18 protein-coding genes are annotated in these 18,355 nt (G+C 58.1%); 8 read left to right on the top strand and 10 right to left on the bottom strand.

From position 1 onward, the window contains the following. The first annotated feature begins 33 nt into the window (after positions 1-33). Complete coding sequence (gene mazG, locus AC0V6O_RS07380; RefSeq protein WP_486142830.1) at positions 34-810, top strand: nucleoside triphosphate pyrophosphohydrolase; 777 nt, start codon at positions 34-36, stop codon at positions 808-810. 6 nt (positions 811-816) lie between these two features. On the opposite strand, the gene hflX is transcribed toward mazG, so the two are convergent. From hflX to dusB, 7 genes are all read right to left on the bottom strand, one after another. Next, a complete protein-coding gene (hflX, locus tag AC0V6O_RS07385; protein WP_486142831.1) occupies positions 817-2,085 on the bottom strand; it encodes a GTPase HflX in 1,269 nt (422 codons plus the stop codon). A 50-nt stretch (positions 2,086-2,135) separates the two neighbouring features. Next, positions 2,136-2,690 carry an RNA chaperone Hfq gene (hfq, locus tag AC0V6O_RS07390; protein ID WP_486142832.1) on the bottom strand — a complete coding sequence of 185 codons (555 nt, stop codon included), beginning with the start codon at positions 2,688-2,690 and terminating at the stop codon, positions 2,136-2,138. 192 nt (positions 2,691-2,882) lie between these two features. Beyond that, the gene (gene ntrX, locus AC0V6O_RS07395; protein WP_486142833.1) at positions 2,883-4,271 is read right to left on the bottom strand and encodes a nitrogen assimilation response regulator NtrX; all 1,389 of its coding nucleotides are present in this window, start codon (positions 4,269-4,271) and stop codon (positions 2,883-2,885) included. A 68-nt stretch (positions 4,272-4,339) separates the two neighbouring features. Then, positions 4,340-6,565: a sensor histidine kinase gene (locus tag AC0V6O_RS07400; protein ID WP_486142834.1), complete on the bottom strand. Its 2,226-nt coding sequence runs from the start codon at positions 6,563-6,565 to the stop codon at positions 4,340-4,342. 59 nt (positions 6,566-6,624) lie between these two features. Further along, positions 6,625-8,037, bottom strand: a complete 1,413-nt coding sequence (locus AC0V6O_RS07405; protein ID WP_486142835.1) for a sigma-54-dependent transcriptional regulator — start codon at positions 8,035-8,037, stop codon at positions 6,625-6,627. Continuing rightward, a complete protein-coding gene (locus tag AC0V6O_RS07410) occupies positions 8,034-9,149 on the bottom strand; it encodes a two-component system sensor histidine kinase NtrB (protein ID WP_486142836.1) in 1,116 nt (371 codons plus the stop codon). Before AC0V6O_RS07410 ends, AC0V6O_RS07405 begins: the two co-directional genes overlap by 4 nt. A gap of 2 nt (positions 9,150-9,151) precedes the next feature. Then, the gene (gene dusB / locus AC0V6O_RS07415) at positions 9,152-10,168 is read right to left on the bottom strand and encodes a tRNA dihydrouridine synthase DusB (protein ID WP_486142838.1); all 1,017 of its coding nucleotides are present in this window, start codon (positions 10,166-10,168) and stop codon (positions 9,152-9,154) included. An 80-nt stretch (positions 10,169-10,248) separates the two neighbouring features. On the opposite strand from dusB, the gene AC0V6O_RS07420 reads away from it, so the two are divergent. From AC0V6O_RS07420 to AC0V6O_RS07430, 3 genes are read left to right on the top strand one after another with little or no spacing between them, the layout of a single operon-like run. Beyond that, positions 10,249-11,406 carry a bifunctional 2-C-methyl-D-erythritol 4-phosphate cytidylyltransferase/2-C-methyl-D-erythritol 2,4-cyclodiphosphate synthase gene (locus tag AC0V6O_RS07420; protein WP_486142840.1) on the top strand — a complete coding sequence of 386 codons (1,158 nt, stop codon included), beginning with the start codon at positions 10,249-10,251 and terminating at the stop codon, positions 11,404-11,406. A gap of 12 nt (positions 11,407-11,418) precedes the next feature. Next, entirely contained in the window at positions 11,419-11,991 is a 573-nt protein-coding gene (locus AC0V6O_RS07425; RefSeq protein ID WP_486142842.1) for a hypothetical protein, read from the top strand. Next, positions 11,988-12,488: a CinA family protein gene (locus tag AC0V6O_RS07430; protein ID WP_486142844.1), complete on the top strand. Its 501-nt coding sequence runs from the start codon at positions 11,988-11,990 to the stop codon at positions 12,486-12,488. The genes AC0V6O_RS07425 and AC0V6O_RS07430 overlap by 4 nt, the downstream gene beginning before the upstream one ends. Here AC0V6O_RS07430 and AC0V6O_RS07435 read toward each other — a convergent pair. Further along, positions 12,449-12,910, bottom strand: coding sequence for a type II toxin-antitoxin system RatA family toxin (locus tag AC0V6O_RS07435; RefSeq protein WP_486142846.1), 462 nt, complete (start codon positions 12,908-12,910; stop codon positions 12,449-12,451). The two genes, AC0V6O_RS07430 and AC0V6O_RS07435, sit on opposite strands and share 40 nt — an antisense overlap. Beyond that, the gene (lipA, locus tag AC0V6O_RS07440; protein ID WP_486142848.1) at positions 12,910-13,875 is read right to left on the bottom strand and encodes a lipoyl synthase; all 966 of its coding nucleotides are present in this window, start codon (positions 13,873-13,875) and stop codon (positions 12,910-12,912) included. The genes AC0V6O_RS07435 and lipA overlap by 1 nt, the downstream gene beginning before the upstream one ends. Before the next feature lie 111 nt (positions 13,876-13,986). On the opposite strand from lipA, the gene AC0V6O_RS07445 reads away from it, so the two are divergent. From AC0V6O_RS07445 to AC0V6O_RS07460, 4 genes are read left to right on the top strand one after another with little or no spacing between them, the layout of a single operon-like run. Further along, positions 13,987-14,979 carry a sodium-dependent bicarbonate transport family permease gene (locus AC0V6O_RS07445; RefSeq protein ID WP_486142850.1) on the top strand — a complete coding sequence of 331 codons (993 nt, stop codon included), beginning with the start codon at positions 13,987-13,989 and terminating at the stop codon, positions 14,977-14,979. Then, positions 14,976-15,284, top strand: a complete 309-nt coding sequence (locus AC0V6O_RS07450; RefSeq protein ID WP_486142852.1) for a P-II family nitrogen regulator — start codon at positions 14,976-14,978, stop codon at positions 15,282-15,284. The genes AC0V6O_RS07445 and AC0V6O_RS07450 overlap by 4 nt, the downstream gene beginning before the upstream one ends. Then, positions 15,284-15,925, top strand: a complete 642-nt coding sequence (locus AC0V6O_RS07455) for a carbonic anhydrase (RefSeq protein WP_486142854.1) — start codon at positions 15,284-15,286, stop codon at positions 15,923-15,925. Before AC0V6O_RS07450 ends, AC0V6O_RS07455 begins: the two co-directional genes overlap by 1 nt. A gap of 57 nt (positions 15,926-15,982) precedes the next feature. Then, a complete protein-coding gene (locus AC0V6O_RS07460; protein ID WP_472638676.1) occupies positions 15,983-16,708 on the top strand; it encodes an NYN domain-containing protein in 726 nt (241 codons plus the stop codon). Between the two features lie 93 nt (positions 16,709-16,801). On the opposite strand, the gene AC0V6O_RS07465 is transcribed toward AC0V6O_RS07460, so the two are convergent. Then, entirely contained in the window at positions 16,802-18,184 is a 1,383-nt protein-coding gene (locus tag AC0V6O_RS07465) for a hypothetical protein (protein WP_486142857.1), read from the bottom strand. Between the last annotated feature and the right edge of the window lie 171 nt (positions 18,185-18,355).

An 18,355-nucleotide genomic window follows, 5' to 3' on the forward strand; every position in this document is an offset into this window, starting at 1 on the left:
TTATCAATCTTACATTACGAAATAGCGGGTCCCATGAGCGATACTCCCCCATCCAGCCAAATTGACCGATTGCTTGGTATTATGGCGCGGCTACGCGATCCAAAGACTGGCTGTGAATGGGATGTCGCGCAAACCTTCAAGACAATCGCGCCGTACACGATTGAGGAAGCTTACGAAGTTGCCGATGCAATTGAGCGTGCGGACATGGACGAGCTGCGCGGTGAACTTGGCGATTTGCTGCTTCAGGTCGTGTTTCATGCGCGCATGGCGGAGGAAGACGGCGAGTTTGCCTTTGAGGACGTCGCCCGGTCCATTTCCGACAAGATGGAGGCCCGCCATCCGCACATTTTTGGCGGTGAAACCGGTACTATGGGCGAAACCCGCTGGGAGAACCTGAAAGAAGCCGAACGCAGCGAAAGAGGCGAAATGAGCGCAATGGACGGCGTTGCTTTGGCGCTGCCAGCGCTGATGCGGGCGCAAAAGCTGCAAAAACGCGCCGCGCGCACTGGTTTTGACTGGCCAGACACCGCTGGACCTGCGGCGAAGGTAAACGAGGAAATGCAAGAGCTTGAGGCTGCATCCTCCGATATTCACAAGGCCGAAGAAGCTGGTGATCTGCTGTTCGCGGCGGTGAATTACGTCCGCGCGCATGGGATCAGCGCCGAAGATGCCTTGCGAGCGGCCAATGCCAAGTTTGAGCGGCGGTTTCGCAGCATGGAGGCGCTCAGCGAAGGCGCATTTGCTGAGCTGTCGCTCGATGAGCAAGAGCAGCTGTGGCGGCGGGTAAAGCGGAACGAAACGCCCAGCTAAGTCGCTCTAAAGCGTCTCGTACTGCCCCAATTCCTTGGGATTGAGCCGTACGGTCAACGCTCTTAAGGGGCCGGTGTCCCCTTCCCCAGCATCGCTTTCATCCACCACATCGCCATGCGCATGCAGCCAAGCGATCCGCCGTCCATCACTGGCTGGCAGTGTCACGGTGATGACTTGCGCCTTGGAGGTCAGCATATCGGCGACGATGGTGAGAAGTTCTTCCACGCCTTCGCCGCTAATCGCTGAAATCACTGCGCAATCATCATGCGCGTCGGCGGCTGTGCGCAGCTCCTCGGCGCGCTCTGGCTCTGCCAGATCAATCTTGTTCCAAACTTCAAGAATCGGAATATCACTGGAACCCGTGATCGGCTCAACTACCCCTAGCTCGCCGAGTACGTCCATCACCTGTTTCTTTTGAGCCTGATGGGCGGGATTGGCCATATCGCGCACATGCAGGATGATGTCCGCGCCGGTAACCTCTTCCAAGGTGGCGCGGAATGCCGCGACCAACTGCGTCGGTAGGTCAGAGATGAAGCCGACCGTGTCTGACAGAATCGCCTTTTCCACACCAGGCATGCTGATTGCGCGCATGGTCGGATCAAGCGTGGCGAACAGCAGATCTTCCGCCATCACCTCTGCGCCGGTCAAGCGATTGAAAAGCGTGGATTTCCCTGCGTTGGTATAACCGACGAGCGCGATGATGGGCCACGGCGCCCTTCCCCGTCGGTCGCGGTGCAATTGCCGGGTCTTGCGCACTTGCTCCAGCTCGCGGCGCAATCGGCCCATGCGCTGGCGGATCATCCGCCTGTCGGCCTCAATCTGGGTCTCACCCGGACCGCCGAGGAAGCCGAAACCGCCGCGTTGTCGCTCCAGGTGGGTCCAGCTGCGCACCAGTCGGCTCTGCTGATAGTCCAAATGGGCAAGCTCAACCTGCAGGCGGCCTTCCGCCGTTGCCGCGCGCTCACCAAAGATTTCGAGGATCAAGCCCGTGCGGTCGATCACCTTGCGTTTGAGTCGATCCTCAAGATTGCGCTGTTGGATCGGCGTCAGAGCGCCATCAACCACAACCAATTCCGCCTCGTGCAGTTCACACCAGGTGGCGATATTCTGCACCTGACCAGAGCCAAACAACGTGTTCGGTTGCATCTGGCGAATGGGCAGGATCTCGGAATGGGCGATCACCACACCAATCGCTAGCGCGAGGCCTTGCGCCTCTTCGAGCCGTTCCGGCGCGTCGAGATCGTATTTGAGCGTGCGGATATCCGGGCATAGCACCAGGGCCCGCGCCCCGCGGGTTACCTCATCCTGCAGATCATCATCAAAGCTCAGCTGTCGAACTCTTCGCCATCATCGCTGAGATCAATCGGCCCTGCGGGCTGGATGGTTGAAACAGCGTGCTTATAGGCCAATTGCACGGCACCATCACGTTCCAGCAGCATGCAGAACAGATCGTAGGATGCGATGCGGCCTTGAAGCATCACGCCGTTGACCAGGAACATGGTGACCTGCACCTCAGCCTCGCTCACGCGGCTGAGGAAGATGTCCTGCAGCAGACGCTGTCGCTTATTCCCGGCGCGGATCTGAAACCGATCGGCGTCCATATCCTGGCCTGGCATGATCGTAGAGATTGCGTGCTTATAGACCAATTGCGATTGCCCATCACGGCGCAGCAGGATGGAGAAATTGTCAAACCACGTGACAATACCCTGCAGTTTTACGCCCTTGACCAGAAACATCGTCACAGGAATCTTGTTCTTGCGCAGCATGTTAAGGAACACATCTTGCAGATTGGCCTGTTTGCCATCTTTTGCCGCTGCTTTGCCTGCTGGCTCAGCCGGTTCGCTGCGGGGGCGCGGGGAGAGAGTTCGCCCATCGGACATTTTTATGCTCCTATTGTTTTTGGCGGCCGGTTTGTCCGGTCCGCAATCTGGCCGGGGGATAGCCCACCCATCCCTCATGCCGTTTCATCCATAACATGGCGATTGCTTCGCCTTGGGGCAATGGCTGAATTTTATGCAAGTTTCGTGTTAATCGGCGCGAGTGGCCGGTTGGACGAAAAAAGCCTGGAAGTTTTAGCCTTTGCGCGCGGTTTCGCGCCGTTCGGCCATGCCGAGCAGCTTCAGCTTACGGTGCAAGGCAGAGCGTTCCATCCCGATAAAAGTTGCCGTTTTTGAGATATTTCCGGAAAAACGCCTGATCTGAATGGTCAGATATTCGCGCTCGAAGCTTTCACGCGCCTCGCGCAGCGGCACGCCCATCATGGCTGAAAATCCCTGACCGGAGGCGGAAAGTTTTCCGCCTGTGATTTCCGAAGGCAGCATGTCTGTTTCGACCACCGTTAGCTTTTCACGCGGTGTCATGATGATCGTGCGTTCTACAACATTGCGCAATTGGCGAACATTGCCGGGCCAATCATAGGCTTGCAATGCGCCCATTGCCTCTTCGGAGATTTGCGGCGGCGCGATGCCTTGATCGGTCGAATAGCGGGTGAAGAAATGCTCGGCGAGCGCGGGGATATCGTCGCGTCGCTCTGCCAGAGACGGGATGGTGATCGGCACCACGTTGAGGCGGTAGAACAGGTCTTCGCGAAACCGTTTCTCTTCCATTTCAAGCGCAAGATCGCGTGAACTGGCAGACACAACGCGCACATCGACCCCGATTTGGCGCGTGCCCCCTACCCTCACGAAGCTTTGTTCCGTGAGGACGCGCAAAATCCGCGCCTGGGTAGACATCGGCATGTCGGCGATCTCATCGAGGAACAGAGTTCCGCCGTCGGCCAACTCGAGCAGGCCGGGTTGAACCAGTTTGCCGTTGGATTCCTCGCCAAACAATTCACGCTCAAAGCGCTCTGAAGTGATGCGGGCAGAATTGACCGTGACAAAGGCGCTTTCTGCCCGCGGGCTCCAGGAATGAAGCAGGCGTGCGGCGACCTCTTTCCCCGCCCCTGCAGGGCCGGAAATCAGCACCCTACTGCCAGTGTTGGCAACCCGTTTCAGGGTCGCGCGAACCGTGTTGATGGCAGAAGAATTGCCCGTGAACTCTGCTCCCTCTGCCGTGCCTTCGCGCAGCCGCGAATTTTCGCGGCGCAAACGCTCGGTCTCGGTCGCGCGCTCGACCAGCAGCAGCAAGCGTTCAGCCTCAAATGGCTTCTCAATGAAGTCCATAGCCCCGCGGCTGACCGCGGATACGGCGGTGTCGATATTGCCATGGCCAGAGAAGATGATGACTGGCAGGTCAGGCTCTCGCAGCTTAATCGCATCGAGCAATTCCAGCCCGTCCATTTCGCTGCCGTGCAGCCAGACATCGAGCAATATCAGGCTTGGGCGGCGCTCATCAATGGCGGCCAGCGCGCCGGTGCTGTCGGCGGCGGTGCGGCATTCGTAGCCTTCATCGCCGAGCACTCCGGAGACCAGCTCGCGAATATCGCGTTCATCATCAACAACCAGGATTTCAATAGCCATTGTTGGCTTCTCCCTTCGGTACTTGTGGGGGTATTTGGGGGTTGGGATTGGAGCGATTTGCACGGGCATTATGCAGGCTCACTTTCGGTCACTTGCGGATCGCGCGCAAAGCGCAATTGCACGCGAGTGCCGCCGCTGGGGGCGCCGGCAAAGCTCATATCGCCGCCATGCTCGTCGACGATCTTATTGACGATCGCGAGGCCCAGGCCAGTGCCCTTCTCGCGGGTGGTCATATAGGGTTCGGTGATACGTTCGCGTTCTTGCGGCAGGCCAATGCCATTGTCCTCTACCGTGATCGTGAAGGTTGCTTCATCACTGGCCAGTTCAACCGTCACCTGACCTTGGAAATCAGGGCCTGCATCGATCCTGCGCGTTTCCACCGCTTCCACCGCATTCTTCAGGATATTTGTCATGGCCTGGCCAACCTGATGCCGGTCGCAACTGAGGGTCTTATGCAAAATATCCTCGCGCATCAGTTGATCATAGTTGAGTTGAAAGTTGACCCATGGGTGGGCGACATCCTGCAAGAACAGCGACTGCCGTACCAGGTCGAGCGCATCTTCATTGCGAAACACCGGCTTTGGCAGGCGCGCAAAGGATGAAAATTCATCGACCATTTTGCGCAGGTCGCCCACTTGGCGCACGATTGTGCTGGTCAACTCGTCAAACAGCTCACCATCGTTCTCTATCTGCTTGCGATAGCGGCGTTTTAGCCGTTCGGTTGCGAGTTGAATGGGTGTGAGTGGGTTCTTGATCTCATGGGCGATACGGCGCGCAACATCGGACCAAGCGGCCTGACGTTGGTCGAGTAGTTGGCGAGTAATGTCTTCAAATGTGATCACATGGCCGCGCATCCCGGGCGCAATTTTGACGGCCAGCGTCAGCAGCTCTGATCCTTTCGCGTGGGTTACGAGGCCACGTTCCTTGCCTTCGCGCAGGATTGCGCAGATCTCTGGCGATAATTCTGACATCGAACTGCCGGTCAAATCGGTGTCCGTGTCGTCGGCGAGCAGGGCCTGTGCGGAATTGTTCATCAGCATCACGCGGCTCTCATCGTCGACGGAAATGACGCCTGCGCTCACTGATTCCAGCACTGCCTCGGTGAACATCCGCCGATCATCAATCTGGCGATTGGCGTTCATCAGATCGTCGGTCTGTTTTTCCAGCTGCGATGTCATGCGGTTGAACGCGCGGTTTAGCAGGCCGATCTCATCCGCTCCGGTGCGCCCTTCTACCCTAAGCGCGAAGTTGCCCTGCCCCACTTTGCGAGCGGCGCCGACCAGGTCAGTCAATGGCTCAACCTGACGGTCGGCAAAACGCAGCGCGAACCAGATGGCGAGACCCACCAGCAGCAGGCTGACCACCACGAGTGCGAGATTAAACCGCAATTGCAGGGTCCGTGCATCCGCTGTCAGTGCATTATAGCTGGCGGCAACAGATTGCGCCTTCTCCCAGTAAACAAAGGAATCTTCCTCGGATGTCCGGGCGTTGTAGAGGTAGATGCCGCTATCGCGGTCGATCGGTGCAAGTGCCACAATCCGCTCAGGACTGCCTTGCACGACCACAAATTCACCTGCATCGAGCCGCGACAACACCTCTTGGCTGAAGGCGAGCGGGCTGTTGTCCTCCATCAGGTTCATGATGGCCGCTGTTCTCAGCGTGTTGTCATCAAGCCTTTGCAACACTGCGCTCTCGGAGATCTCGCGGGCCTGCGCCTGATAGGCGTAGCGGTCGGCGAAGCCCTCGTCGGCGATAGAAATGCGCTCAAGGATGAAGCGCATATCGCTGGCCATGGCGATGGTTTCTTCTTCAACGTCGCGTTGGTTTTGGTCGTAGTAATTCTGCGCCAACTCATTGGCGTTGCGCATCAGGCCTCTGGAATCGTCGCTGAACCAGAAATCGACGCCCGATTGGAATAGGAATGCGGCAAAACCTGATACGAGCAGCGTTGGGATCGCCGCGATCAGCGAGAAGAAGAACACGAGGCGGACGTGCAGGCGCGCAGTGCTGCCTGCGGCGCGCCTCAGCGCAAGCCGCCTGCCGATCAAGACCAGCAGAGCCATCGCCGGAACCAATGTCGCCATCAACAGCAGGGAAACCTGCAAGCTGGGAAGCAGTTCGTCTTCTTGAGGGGCGCTGGAATAGGCGAACCATGTGGCCCACAAAGCAACGATCAGAGTGATTGCCGAGAGCGCTTCGAGCCAAGCGAACATATTGGCACGCCGCGAACGAACGACGAGCCGCCGCCACCAGCGCGGGGAGCGCTGAATTGATGTTGCTATCGCCGTATCCATCGTTGCGACTTTACAACGCCAGTGTTGCTCAATTGCAAGGCTAAACTGTGGCGATTGCGTTAAAGCGGTCTTGTAAAGCGGTCAGGTTCAATCTCAAGATCGCCGATGCGCTTGCGCAAAGTGTTGCGATTGATCCCCAACAACTTTGACGCGCGCAGTTGATTGCCGCCTGTTTCAGCCAACGCATGTTCGATCAATGGCTTTTCAAAAGCGGCCAAGGCGCTGTGATAGAGCGCGCCGTTTTGCGGATTATTCTCCGCCAGCCATTGCTCCAGTGCGCCAGCAAATCCGCTCGGTGCGCCCTCCCCGCCCGGCTGTGTCTCCGCACCGATAATGTCAGTCAGGCTCGCGCTGTCGATCAGGTCATCGCGCGCCATCAACGCCAGTCGGTAGACAACATTGCGCAGCTCACGGACATTGCCGCGCCAATTGCGCGCCTGCAGCATTTCAACCGCCTCTGGGGCCAATTGCCGTCGTGGCAGGCCATCTTCGCCCGCCTGAGCGAGGAAATGCTGGGACAATACCTCGATGTCTTCACGTCTCTCCCGCAAAGGTGGTAGCTCAATCGGCACCACGTTGAGCCTGTAGAACAGGTCTTCGCGGAAGTTCCCAGCGGCGATCATAGGGGCAAGGTCGCGGTTGGTCGCGGCGATAATGCGAACGTCGACCGCGATTTCCTGCCGTCCGCCAACGCGGCGTATCTGGCCCGATTGGAGTGCGCGCAGCAGGCGGGTTTGCGCCTCTGCCGGCATGTCGCCAATTTCATCCAGGAACAGGGTGCCACCATTGGCCTGCTCAAATTTACCAATGGCCTGAGCGATCGCACCGGTGAAAGCGCCCTTTTCATGCCCGAACAGCTCGCTTTCAATGAGGTCGGCCGGGATCGCGCCAGCGTTCACTGCAACAAACGGCCCTGTGCGGCGCGAGCCAAGCTCATGGATAGCTTCGGCGACCAATTCCTTGCCCGTTCCGCTTTCGCCGGTGACCAGTACGGTGAGATCATTGCGCAGGACGCGCGTGATCATCCGGTACACGCCCTGCATTGCCTGGCTGCGCCCGACCAGAGGCATGCCATCGCCTTCCATTTCTGGCGCGGCGGCGGTCTTGCTGCGCTGGCCAGCGGCCTGGCGCACGGCCTGAACCAGCTCGTCCAGGTCGAATGGCTTGGGGAAGTATTCAAACGCTTCGCTGTCGCTCGCCCGCACGGCGGTATCGAGGGTGTTTTGCGCTGAAAGTACGATCACAGGCATGTCCGGTGCACGTGATTTCACTTCGTGCATAGAGGCAAGCCCGTCGCCATCCTCCAGCATCACGTCTGTGCACATCACCAGGTATTCGCCCGCATCAAGCAGCCGGTTCCGGTCCGCTATGCTGGCACAGCGATCAATCTGAAAGCCTTCGTCTTCCAGTGCCGCGATAATGACAGTGGCGATCGCCCCATCATCTTCGACCAACAGGACTTTGCCGCTCATGCCGCCGCTCCCTTCGCGCCAGGCTTGGCCTGGCGCAGGTGCATGCGGAAATGGGTCAATCCGGCGCGGGCATCGCGCTCATGACCGATCCGGCCCTGCATATCACGCACCAGCTTGCGCACGAGGGCAAGGCCCAGCCCCTGTCCGGATTTCTTGGAAGAAACGAAGGGTTCGAACACGTGATCACGCAGAGCCTCGTCAATGCCTGGTCCGCTGTCGCTGACGGTAATTTCAATCGGCAGGCGGACCGCGCGGCCCATGCGGATAGCATTAAAGGCAAGGCCGCTCACAAACCGCGTCTGAACGATGATGCGAGGGTTTTCATGATCCTGCGCAGCATCGCGGGCATTGGAGATCAGATTGATGAGTACCTGCTCTAGGGCGTCTTGATTGGCCAGCACCGGCGGCAAAGAGGGATCGAACTCTTCGATGATCTCCACCCCATTGCTGCCCGCGGCGCGAACGGTGGCAATGGCGGATCGGATCGCCTCATGCGGGTTGCAGGGCGCCACCGGGTCCGATTGTTTGCTGCCCAATTGCTGCATCCGATCGATCAGGCGCGCAATCCGGTCCACCTCGTCGGTAATCATCCGGGCGAGCGATTTGTCTGCATGCGGCAGTTTGCGCGCGGCGAGCTGCCCTGCCCCGCGAATGGCGGCGAGAGGGTTCTTGATCTCATGCGCCAGGATCGCTGGTCCGCCCAGTGTCGCTTCGCTCTGCTCGTCGCGGCCAGTATCGTCACGCGCGCTTTCCGACAGGGTGATGACTCGCCAGCCAGGATGCTGTGTCAACGGCGAAATCGTCAGGTTCACGCGTTTTTCCGCGCGGTTAACACGTAAGGTCACGTCGCGCGCAACAACCGCCTCCTGCGAGGTGCGGATATGGTTGAGCACGCGCGTATCGAGCAATTCGGCAACCGCACGCAAGGAGCGTCCGACCAGTCGCTTTGCACTTTGTCCCAGTAGGTTTTCAGCCGCGTGATTGACTTCCGCAATGCGCGCATCGGGATCGACCAGGACGACCGCAAAGATCAATCCGCCGATTTGCGAGGCAGCATCGGGCTTGCTGCTATGGTCTGTGACGGGGTCTTGGGAAGGCTGTGTGCCCGCCATGTTCATGCCGCTCTGCGCCGCAGGAACGGCTCGTAAAAGCGCTCAATCTCGCCCAGTACCTGCTTGGGGTCATCGATGAAATTGGCCTTGTTCCGGAACTCCGCTGAGCCGTGCATACCCTTGGTGTACCAACCGATATGCTTGCGCGCGACCTTGCTACCAACCTCGCTGCCGTAATGGTCGAGCATGCGTTCATAGTGCTCAACAAGTGTCTCATATTGCTCGTCAAAGCTGGGGCTGTCGAGCGCTTCACCGGTTTTCCACCAATGCATCACTTGCCCCAGCAGCCACGGCTTCCCGTATGCACCGCGGCCAATCATCAATCCGTCTGCCCCGGACTGCTCAAGCGCGGTCGCGGCATCATCGATGGTGCAAATGTCGCCATTGACGATGACGGGAATGGAGACGGCATCTTTCACCTTACGGATGAAAGACCAATCGGCGCTGCCCTTGTACATCTGATTGCGAGTGCGCCCGTGAACGGTGATCATCTTCACCCCGAGATCCTCGGCAATCCGAGCCATTTCCGGGGCGTTGAGGCTATCGTGATCCCAGCCCATTCGCATCTTCACAGTCACCGGCACATCGACAGCTTTGACCGTGGCCTCCATCAGCTTCGTTGCCAGCGGCACTTCACGCATCAGCGCGCTGCCCGCCATACCATTGGTGACTTTGCGCACGGGGCAGCCGAAATTGATGTCGATAATGGACGCGCCGCGATCTTCGTTGAGTTTCGCCGCTTCGCCCATGCTTTCCGGGTCGCATCCGACCAGCTGCATGGAAACGGGCTCTTCAATCGGATCCCAGGCTGCCTTTTGGATGGATTGACGGGTTTCGCGGATCGCCGCTTGGCTCGCGATCATCTCGGTCACATTGAGGCCAGAGCCATAGCGCCGCACAAGCGTGCGGAATGGCATATCGGTGACGCCGGTCATTGGCGCGAGCAGCACTGGGCTGTCGATCTGGACGGGGCCGATTTGAATGGGCTTAAGGGCCGGAGGAGGTGGAAGCGCGGTCATATTCGTAATTGTGCCTAAATTTTGGGCAGCGCATAGTGGATTGCGCAAAATCCGTCCAGACCTTAAGCGCGCTGGACCGTATGAGTGATGAATCCGCCCTCCCCCAATTTGCTGCGATTGTTGTTGCCGCTGGCAAGGGCCTGCGCGCGGGCGGCGAATTGCCGAAACAGTTTCGCAGGTTTCGCGGAAAACCACTGATCCGGCATTCGGTTGAGGCTTTGGCCGCCGCGGGGGCCAAACCAATCGTTGCAGTCCTGGCCGATGGCACGCGCGACATGGCAGAAGAGGCGCTAAGCGGCATTGGCGGGATCGAATTCGTCGGCGGAGGCGCCACTCGACAGGAATCGGTCGCCAATGGGCTGGAGGCGCTGGTTGCGACGTCGCCGCCGACCGTGCTGATCCATGATGCCGCGCGCCCCGACCTGCCCAGCGAGGTGATCCGCCGCCTGCTAGAGGCGTTGCAGACCCATCCGGGCGCCATTCCGGCGCTGCCTGTGGTTGATAGCCTTGCGTTGGCAGGCGATGGTGATGTGATGGTAGGCAAAGCGGATCGTGAAGCTTTACGCCGGGTGCAAACCCCGCAAGCGTTCCGTTATGCCAATATCCTCGCCGCGCACCGAGCATGGAATGGCGAGAAAACCGCAGGTGACGATGCGCAAGTCCTGACAGAGCATGGTGGCAGCATCGCTTTGATTCACGGCGATGAACGACTCAAAAAGATCACATTTGCAGAGGATTTCATGACCGCACATTCGGCACCATTCAGGGTAGGTCAGGGTTTTGATGTCCATCGTCTGGTCGAAGGCGAGGAATTATGGCTGTGCGGTGTACAAATACCCCATGACAAAGGATTATCCGGCCACAGCGACGCCGATGTCGCTTTGCATGCGATCACCGATGCTGTTCTCGGCGCGATTGGTGACGGGGATATTGGCACGCATTTCCCACCCAGCGACCCGCAATGGGCCGGAGCGCGCTCTGCGCAGTTTCTGGAACATGCGGTTAAATTGGCGGCGGAGGCGGGCTTTGCGCTTGGCAATATTGACCTCACCCTCATTTGCGAGGCACCCAAGATTGGCCCGCACCGCGCGGCCATGCGAGCAGCTGTGAGTGCGATGACTGGCCTGGAAGAAAACGCCATTAGTATCAAAGCAACCACGACCGAGAGGCTGGGCTTTACCGGACGCGGCGAAGGTATAGCGGCGCAGGCGATCATCAGCCTGTATGCGAGCGCTTAGAAGGACAAACATATGAAACGCACATTCACCAAAGCTGCCGCATTTGCGCTGGCCAGCGGGGCATTGATGCAAGCTCAGGTTGTGCAGGCACAGGCTCAGGCCGCCTGCGTCGATCAAGCGGACCTCAGCGATGCTGCGATTTACGCGATGCCGCTCGTCAGCCAGGCGCTCGATCGGACCTGCGCAAATGAACTGTCGTCTGATGGCTTTTGGGCCACTGAAGGCGCCGCCTTCACGGCGAAGTTTGCTGGCCTGCAAGAACGCAGCTGGCCCGGCATGTCACGGATATTCGGTGTGTTCATGGAAAAGTCGATGGCGCAAGAAGGCGGTGATGCGAACCCGTTGGCCGGAATTCTCAACCCGAATGATCCAGAGGGCATGAGTGTTTTTCGACCTCTGATTGATGCCGTTTTGGTTGAGCAGATCGCGGGATCAATCAGACCGGCGGACTGCAAAAAAGTTGAACGCGGCATGTCTCTGGTTGCGCCTTTGCCGCCAGAAAACATCGGCGCGCTGGTCGGCTTTATTGCCGATATGGCTGACCTCAAAGAACCCGATGTCTGCCCATATACGGGTGACGAATGACCAACAGCCTGCTGCCCGATGATATCACCGCGCTGGCGCAGCGTGTTGTCGATGAGAACAAGGCCGCTGGCCGCGTCCTGTCGCTCGCTGAAAGCTGTACCGGCGGGCTGGTGGCCGCGGCGCTTACGGAGATTCCCGGCTCGTCTACGGTGCTCGATCGCGGTTTTGTGACCTATTCGAACGAGGCCAAGATGGAATCGCTCGATGTGGCGCAGGATATCATCGAAACCTTTGGCGCGGTTTCCATCGCCTGCGTTTGGGCCATGGCTCAGGGCGCACTGAAGAATTCCAACGCGGATTGCGCAGTCGCGATCAGCGGCGTTGCCGGCCCGGGCGGCGGCACCCAATTAAAGCCCGTTGGAACGGTCGTATTCGCGCGCGCCATCCGCAATTCGGATGGTGAGCCAGAGGGCGAGTTAAAGCACTTTGATGTGAAAGATCGCGCCGCGATCCGCCATCAGGCGGCGCTGGTCGCGCTGGAGCTGCTGCTGCCGTAAAGCGCGGCTGCGCGCTGTTCAAAAGCCTCCACCATGCGTCGAAATGCGCGGTCAAAGTACTGTCCAGCTATCGCCTCGAACATACGGTTCTTAAAGGTGAAATCGACAGAGAAATCGATCTCGCAGCCGCCATCGTTCAGCGCGCGGAATGCCCAGGTGTTGTCGAGGTCTTTAAGCGGGCCGTCCATGTAATGCACATCGATCAGCCGCGCGCGCTCCTTGTGAACGCGCGAGGTAAAACTCTCGCGCAGGCTTTTGAACCCGACCACCATATCGGCGACCATTTCAGTTTCGTTGTCGGATCGCACCCGGGTGGCGATAACCCAGGGCAGAAACTCACGATATCGGCCCACATCCGCGACCAGATCAAACATCTGCTCCGCGCTGTATGGTAATCTGCGAGTTTCGCGAATTCCCGGCATCAGATTTTGAGCGTATCCGCTTGCCGTGCAGCCTGCTTTGCAAACTTTGCTGCCCTTGCCGCCTTCATTTCAGCGAAATCTTCGCCAGCGTGATAGCTGGAGCGGGTCAGCGGGGTGGAGGCAACCTGCAAGAAGCCCTTCGCACGCGCGATTGAGCCATAGGCGCCAAACGCCTTCGGAGTGACGAATTCCTCAACCGTGGCATGTTTCGGCGTGGGTTGGAGGTATTGACCCATGGTCATGAAGTCCACATCCGCGCTGCGCATGTCGTCCATCACCTGGTGCACTTCGAGGCGCTGCTCACCCAGCCCCAGCATGATGCCGGATTTGGTGAAGATCATTGGATCGTGGGATTTGACCTCTTCAAGTAGGCGCAGCGAGGCGTAATAGCGCGCGCCGGGGCGAATGGTCGGGTACAGGCGCGGCACAGTCTCGAGGTTGTGGTTGTAAACATCGGGGCCGGCGGCACAAATTGCCTCCACCGCCGAGCGCATTTTACCGCGGAAATCAGGGGTGAGGATTTCAATCGTGGTGTCCGACGTGGTCCGGCGCAAAGCCTCGATCACCTTCACAAACTGTGACGCACCGCCATCGGGCAAATCATCGCGGTCGACGCTGGTGATGACGATATGTTCAAGCCCCATCTTGGCAGCGGCAATCGCAGTATGCTCTGGCTCCATCGGGTCGACCGCGCGCGGCATCCCGGTTTTCACATTGCAGAACGCGCAGGCGCGCGTGCACACATCACCCAGGATCATGACGGTTGCGTGCTTCTTGCTCCAGCATTCGCCGATATTCGGGCACGCGGCCTCTTCACACACGGTATTGAGGTTAAGCTCCCGCATCATGCGGCGCGTCTCTTGATACCCCTCGCTCACAGGCGCGCGAACACGGATCCAATCCGGTTTGCGCTGGCGCGGCGGGCGTTCTGGGGTCTTGCCGGGTGTGTTCGCTAGGTCGTTCATGCCTGCCCACTTAGGCAATGCAATGCGCCTTCGCAATGGTCCGAAATGCCTGTGTATGGCCAATGCAAGCTGGCTTGTGAGAATTGCATGTCGCCTCTAGGCCGTAGCGTCATGGATGCAGCCACTCTCCAGACGTTTACTTCGCCCGTCGTGCTGTTCTTTGTGCTCGGATTGCTTGCTGCTTTTGCGCGCTCCGACCTCGCCATTCCAGAGGCGATTGCCAAGGGTATGTCGCTCTATCTAATGGCAGCCATTGGTCTAAAGGGCGGCGTTGCTGTCTCCAAATCCGGGATCGATTCGACCGTCTTGATCGCCTTGGCCCTGGGTATTGCGGCCAGTTTCCTGATGCCTTTCATCGCCAATATCGCGCTGAAAGGGTTTGCAAAGCTGGATCGGATCAATGCCGGTGCAGTCGCGGCGCATTATGGCTCTGTCAGCGTGGTCACGTTTGTGACAGCGGTTGAGATATTTGAGGCGCAAGGGAAGCCGCCGGGCGGCTATATGGTCGCGGTGATGGCGGCGATGGAAACGCCGGCGATCCTCACTGGCCTGCTGCTGGCACGCGGGCTGGGATCGAAAGACGGCCAGAAGACTAGCGACATGCTGCACGAGGTGTTCTTCAACGCGTCGGTTGTCTTGCTGCTTGGCGCCTTTGCGATTGGTATGGTTGCGGGTGCTGAAGGTTTTGGCGATGTCGCGCCGTTCTTTGAAGCTGGATTTAAGGGTGTGCTTTGCCTGTTCCTACTCGACATGGGTCTGATCGCGGCGCGGCGGATGATGGACGCCCGCGCAATTACGTGGAGGCTGGTGGTGATTGCGATTGGCCTACCGCTGCTCAATGGCTCGATTGGCACGATTGCGGCCGCCGCCTGCGGGCTCGATGTTGGCTCGGCTGCGGCGCTTGGCGTGCTTTGTGCCAGTGCCAGCTACATCGCGGTACCAGCCGCCATGCGGCTTGCCCTGCCAGAGGCAGATCCTGGCATTTACCTCACTATGTCGCTGTCAATCACTTTCCCGTTTAACATCCTGATCAATATCGGCTTGATTAGCATTCTGGCGAGCGCTCTAACAGGTGATCCGGGCAGCGTAGGAGCAATTCCATGATTGAAACGGTCATTCGCAAGCGGATTGAAATCCTCACTGATACCGCACTGGCCAAACGCGTGACCGATGCGGTTGATAAGGCTGGTATTACCGGTTGGACCGTTATCCCGGTCAGCTCTGGCAAGGGGCGAGAGGGGCGCTGGCGTGAAGAGCGTGTGATGGGCACAGATAAGGTCTTTGTTTTGACAATTGCGGCTGAGGAAAAGGCGCAGGCCCTTGCCGAAAACCTCGCCCCGGAACTGACCAAATACGGCTTCCTTCTCTCTATGTGGGATGTAGAAGTTATTCGAGGGGAGCGTTTCTGATGCCTGAATTTGCTGAATTACTCGAAGGCTATAAGCGCTTTCGCAAAGACATTTATCCACGCCAGCAAGCCCGGTTTGACCAAACCGTCACCGAAGGTCAGCATCCCAAGTTGATGATTATTAGCTGTTCAGACAGCCGGGTCGATCCAGCGCAGATTTTTGACGTGGATCCCGGCGATATCTTCGTATTGCGCAATGTCGCTGCGCTTGTCCCGCCATTTGAAAAGGCCACCGCCCAACCCGAAGCGCCGGCCGCAATCGAGTTCGCAGTCAGAATGCTCGAAGTGAAGCAGGTTGTTGTGATGGGGCATGGCAAATGTGGCGGCTGTAAAGCCGCGCTCGCGCATTCTTTTGACAACACAGAGCCGGGCAATGGAGGCTTGCTGTCGGGTTGGCTGGAGCATCTTAGCGAACCGGCCGAAGCGGTTGGCCGAGCGTTGGGCCGTGAAGGGCAAGACGCGGAACATGCGATGGAACTCGCGGCGGTCCGGCAAAGTCTTGCCAATCTGCGCTCATATCCATTCGTCAAAGAAGCCGAGGACGCCGGACAATTGAAATTGCGCGGTGCACACTTCGCCATTCCCGATGGCGTATTGCATTCGCTGGACGAGGAAACGGGCGATTTTGAAGCGCTCGCGTAAACAGCAAAGCGGATTCAGCGCTTGTGCGCTTTGCGTCCGGCCGCCATTTAAGCGTGCATGTCTAATACAGAACTGAAAAACATCGCTCTGCTGATTGATGCAGACAACACCACGCCGCAGGGCATTGACCCTGTGCTGACCGTTATGGCCGAGCTGGGCCAGGTCAACATTCGCCGCGCCTATGGCAATTTCGCCAAGGATAACCTTGCGCGCTGGGACAAGATCACCAACAAATTTGGCATCCGTCCGCAACAGCAATTTGACGTGTCCAAAGGCAAAAATGCTACCGATATGGCGATGACGATCGATGCGATCGACCTGCTCAATCAGGGTAAGGTTGATGGCTTTGGCATCATGACCTCTGACAGCGATTTTACCCCGCTGGTCACGCGCCTACGCCAGGATGGCATCCTTGTTTACGGCTTTGGCGAGGCGAAGACGCCCGAGGCGTTTAAATCGGTTTGCACCCGCTTCATCGATATTAAACAGCTAATCGACACTTATGCCGCCGACAAATCGGGTGACAGTAAGCCAGCCGACACGAAGGCTGGCGAGCCGCTCGACGACGACCTGTTGGAATTGATTACTGCGGCCTATTCCGAGGCGTCACGTGATGAGGAAGGCTTTGCGCGGCTGCAGCAGGTTGGACAAATTGCGGGCAACCGCTCCAGCTTTGATGTGCGAAATTACGGCTTTAAGAGCCTTAGCGAGCTGTTTTCCTCGCTCGATAGTTTCAAGGTGAAGCGCCAGGACAAGCAGGTCTATGTGAAGCGCCTGCGCTAGCGGCGCGGCAAATCCAGGCCATTTACTCCAAACAAAAGGGGCGCCGGGATTTCTCCCAGCGCCCCATTTCAGTGTTGATAATCCTGCGCGGGATTAACCGCCCGTAGCAGGCGCCTCAAGCGTGTCCGCTGGAGCAGCAGTTGCCGCAGCAGCAGGTGCAGGTGACGATTTCTGACCAGCATAGGCGGCCCACAATTGAGCGATCGGCTTGCGCTGGCCTTGAACCTTGGCGAAGCTTTCCTTCGCTGCCTCGTACTGGCCGAGACCAGCTTGTGCGATGCCGAGGCGGGTTAGCGTTTCCGCCGTATCAACACCGGGCATACCCAGCGTCTTTTGGAAGAACTCAGCGGCCTTGGCGTGCTCACCATAGCTCAGAAACGTATCGCCAGCGGCTTTGACCGTGCGCAAACCAGCACCCGCTGCGCGGGCGTCACGCTCAAGCGCGGGCAAATCAGAGCGGTCTGATGCAATCCGGTTCTTGGCGATTTCAAACGAGTCGGCGACATAAATATCATCGCGGCTCACAACGCCGCTGGAGTAACCTTCCTCAATAAGGTCAGCCACTTCCTTTGGCAGCAAGCGGGCATCCGCTGCTTCGATATATTCAATGTAATCCTGCTTGTTCTGGAGCGATTTCACTTTGTGCCCCAGCCGCATAAGGTCAAGCATCTCGCCGCCTTGATAATCGCTCAGATTACGGGTCAGGTTGATCGCATCGCGCCAGCTGGTTTCAGACGGATAATCGGCAATCCAAGCCGTTGCGATATCATAAACTTCCGGAACGATTTCATTATTATAGGCCACGGTTAGGCCGCGACGATACCACTGCTCCTGAACCGCCTCGCCAGCCGCCTTTTTGTTGGCGATCGCATTGTTGAGATAAGCTAGGCCGTCGCGGTAGCTTTCTTCGGAGAAAAAGCTCTCAGCCATGGCGATCTGTAGATCAGCTTTGGTGACGGTGTCTGTGGTGAAATTGTTATCGATGGCTGCCTGCAGATAAGTCCTGGCTTCGACAAACTGACTTTGGGCATTCCTCAATTGATAGGCGATGAAATTGAAGCGTCCGACATTTGCGGCGTCGACTTTGCCGCTAGCGAGCATCATTTCCATGCCCTGGGTTTGCAGCACGCGATCATTCACACTTGTCCCAGCGTTGTAGATTAAACCGCCCGTAGCGATTTGCTCGTCCGGTGACACAGACAGCGACGCCAAAGAAGCCAGTTGAGGCTTGAGCGCGGCAATGTCAGTGCCTTCCGTATTCACTTGGGCGTTGAGAGGCTGATAGGCCGCGATAAATGCCTCAGAATACTGCGCCTTCTCTTCTTTCTTTTTCTTCTTTTTCTTTTTGTCCTGCGCATAGGCAGTGTCCGCGAACGCAGTCGTACCGACTATGGCGGTACCGGTTGCCAGAGCAATCGCGAGTGCGAAGTGTGATCCGGTCTTTTTACGAGCGCTGCCCATGTTAAAAATCCGCATGTGGTCTCTCCTGAAACAATTTAGGGTGAAGCGCGTGCTATCGCGCTGATGATTCATCTCTGACCAACGCCATTAACGCAGGCGGGCAGATTTGCAATTCTGGCTTAGCTCATGGCGCCTGAATGGCCTTTGAATGGTTCTTTACTTGCGCCGAAATGAGACGCGCTTGTC

This window comes from Erythrobacter sp. JB2-19 (assembly GCF_057365005.1).

Bases quoted from the DNA above. Each gene is read 5' to 3' on its own strand.
- mazG (WP_486142830.1), top strand. From the start codon at position 34: ATGAGCGATACTCCCCCATCCAGCCAAATTGACCGATTGCTTGGTATT.
- hfq (WP_486142832.1), bottom strand. From the start codon at position 2,690: ATGTCCGATGGGCGAACTCTCTCCCCGCGCCCCCGCAGCGAACCGGCT.
- ntrX (WP_486142833.1), bottom strand. From the start codon at position 4,271: ATGGCTATTGAAATCCTGGTTGTTGATGATGAACGCGATATTCGCGAG.
- AC0V6O_RS07400 (WP_486142834.1), bottom strand. From the start codon at position 6,565: ATGGATACGGCGATAGCAACATCAATTCAGCGCTCCCCGCGCTGGTGG.
- AC0V6O_RS07405 (WP_486142835.1), bottom strand. From the start codon at position 8,037: ATGAGCGGCAAAGTCCTGTTGGTCGAAGATGATGGGGCGATCGCCACT.
- AC0V6O_RS07410 (WP_486142836.1), bottom strand. From the start codon at position 9,149: ATGGCGGGCACACAGCCTTCCCAAGACCCCGTCACAGACCATAGCAGC.
- dusB (WP_486142838.1), bottom strand. From the start codon at position 10,168: ATGACCGCGCTTCCACCTCCTCCGGCCCTTAAGCCCATTCAAATCGGC.
- AC0V6O_RS07420 (WP_486142840.1), top strand. From the start codon at position 10,249: ATGAGTGATGAATCCGCCCTCCCCCAATTTGCTGCGATTGTTGTTGCC.
- AC0V6O_RS07425 (WP_486142842.1), top strand. From the start codon at position 11,419: ATGAAACGCACATTCACCAAAGCTGCCGCATTTGCGCTGGCCAGCGGG.
- AC0V6O_RS07430 (WP_486142844.1), top strand. From the start codon at position 11,988: ATGACCAACAGCCTGCTGCCCGATGATATCACCGCGCTGGCGCAGCGT.
- AC0V6O_RS07435 (WP_486142846.1), bottom strand. From the start codon at position 12,910: ATGCCGGGAATTCGCGAAACTCGCAGATTACCATACAGCGCGGAGCAG.
- lipA (WP_486142848.1), bottom strand. From the start codon at position 13,875: ATGAACGACCTAGCGAACACACCCGGCAAGACCCCAGAACGCCCGCCG.
- AC0V6O_RS07445 (WP_486142850.1), top strand. From the start codon at position 13,987: ATGGATGCAGCCACTCTCCAGACGTTTACTTCGCCCGTCGTGCTGTTC.
- AC0V6O_RS07450 (WP_486142852.1), top strand. From the start codon at position 14,976: ATGATTGAAACGGTCATTCGCAAGCGGATTGAAATCCTCACTGATACC.
- AC0V6O_RS07455 (WP_486142854.1), top strand. From the start codon at position 15,284: ATGCCTGAATTTGCTGAATTACTCGAAGGCTATAAGCGCTTTCGCAAA.
- AC0V6O_RS07460 (WP_472638676.1), top strand. From the start codon at position 15,983: ATGTCTAATACAGAACTGAAAAACATCGCTCTGCTGATTGATGCAGAC.
- AC0V6O_RS07465 (WP_486142857.1), bottom strand. From the start codon at position 18,184: ATGCGGATTTTTAACATGGGCAGCGCTCGTAAAAAGACCGGATCACAC.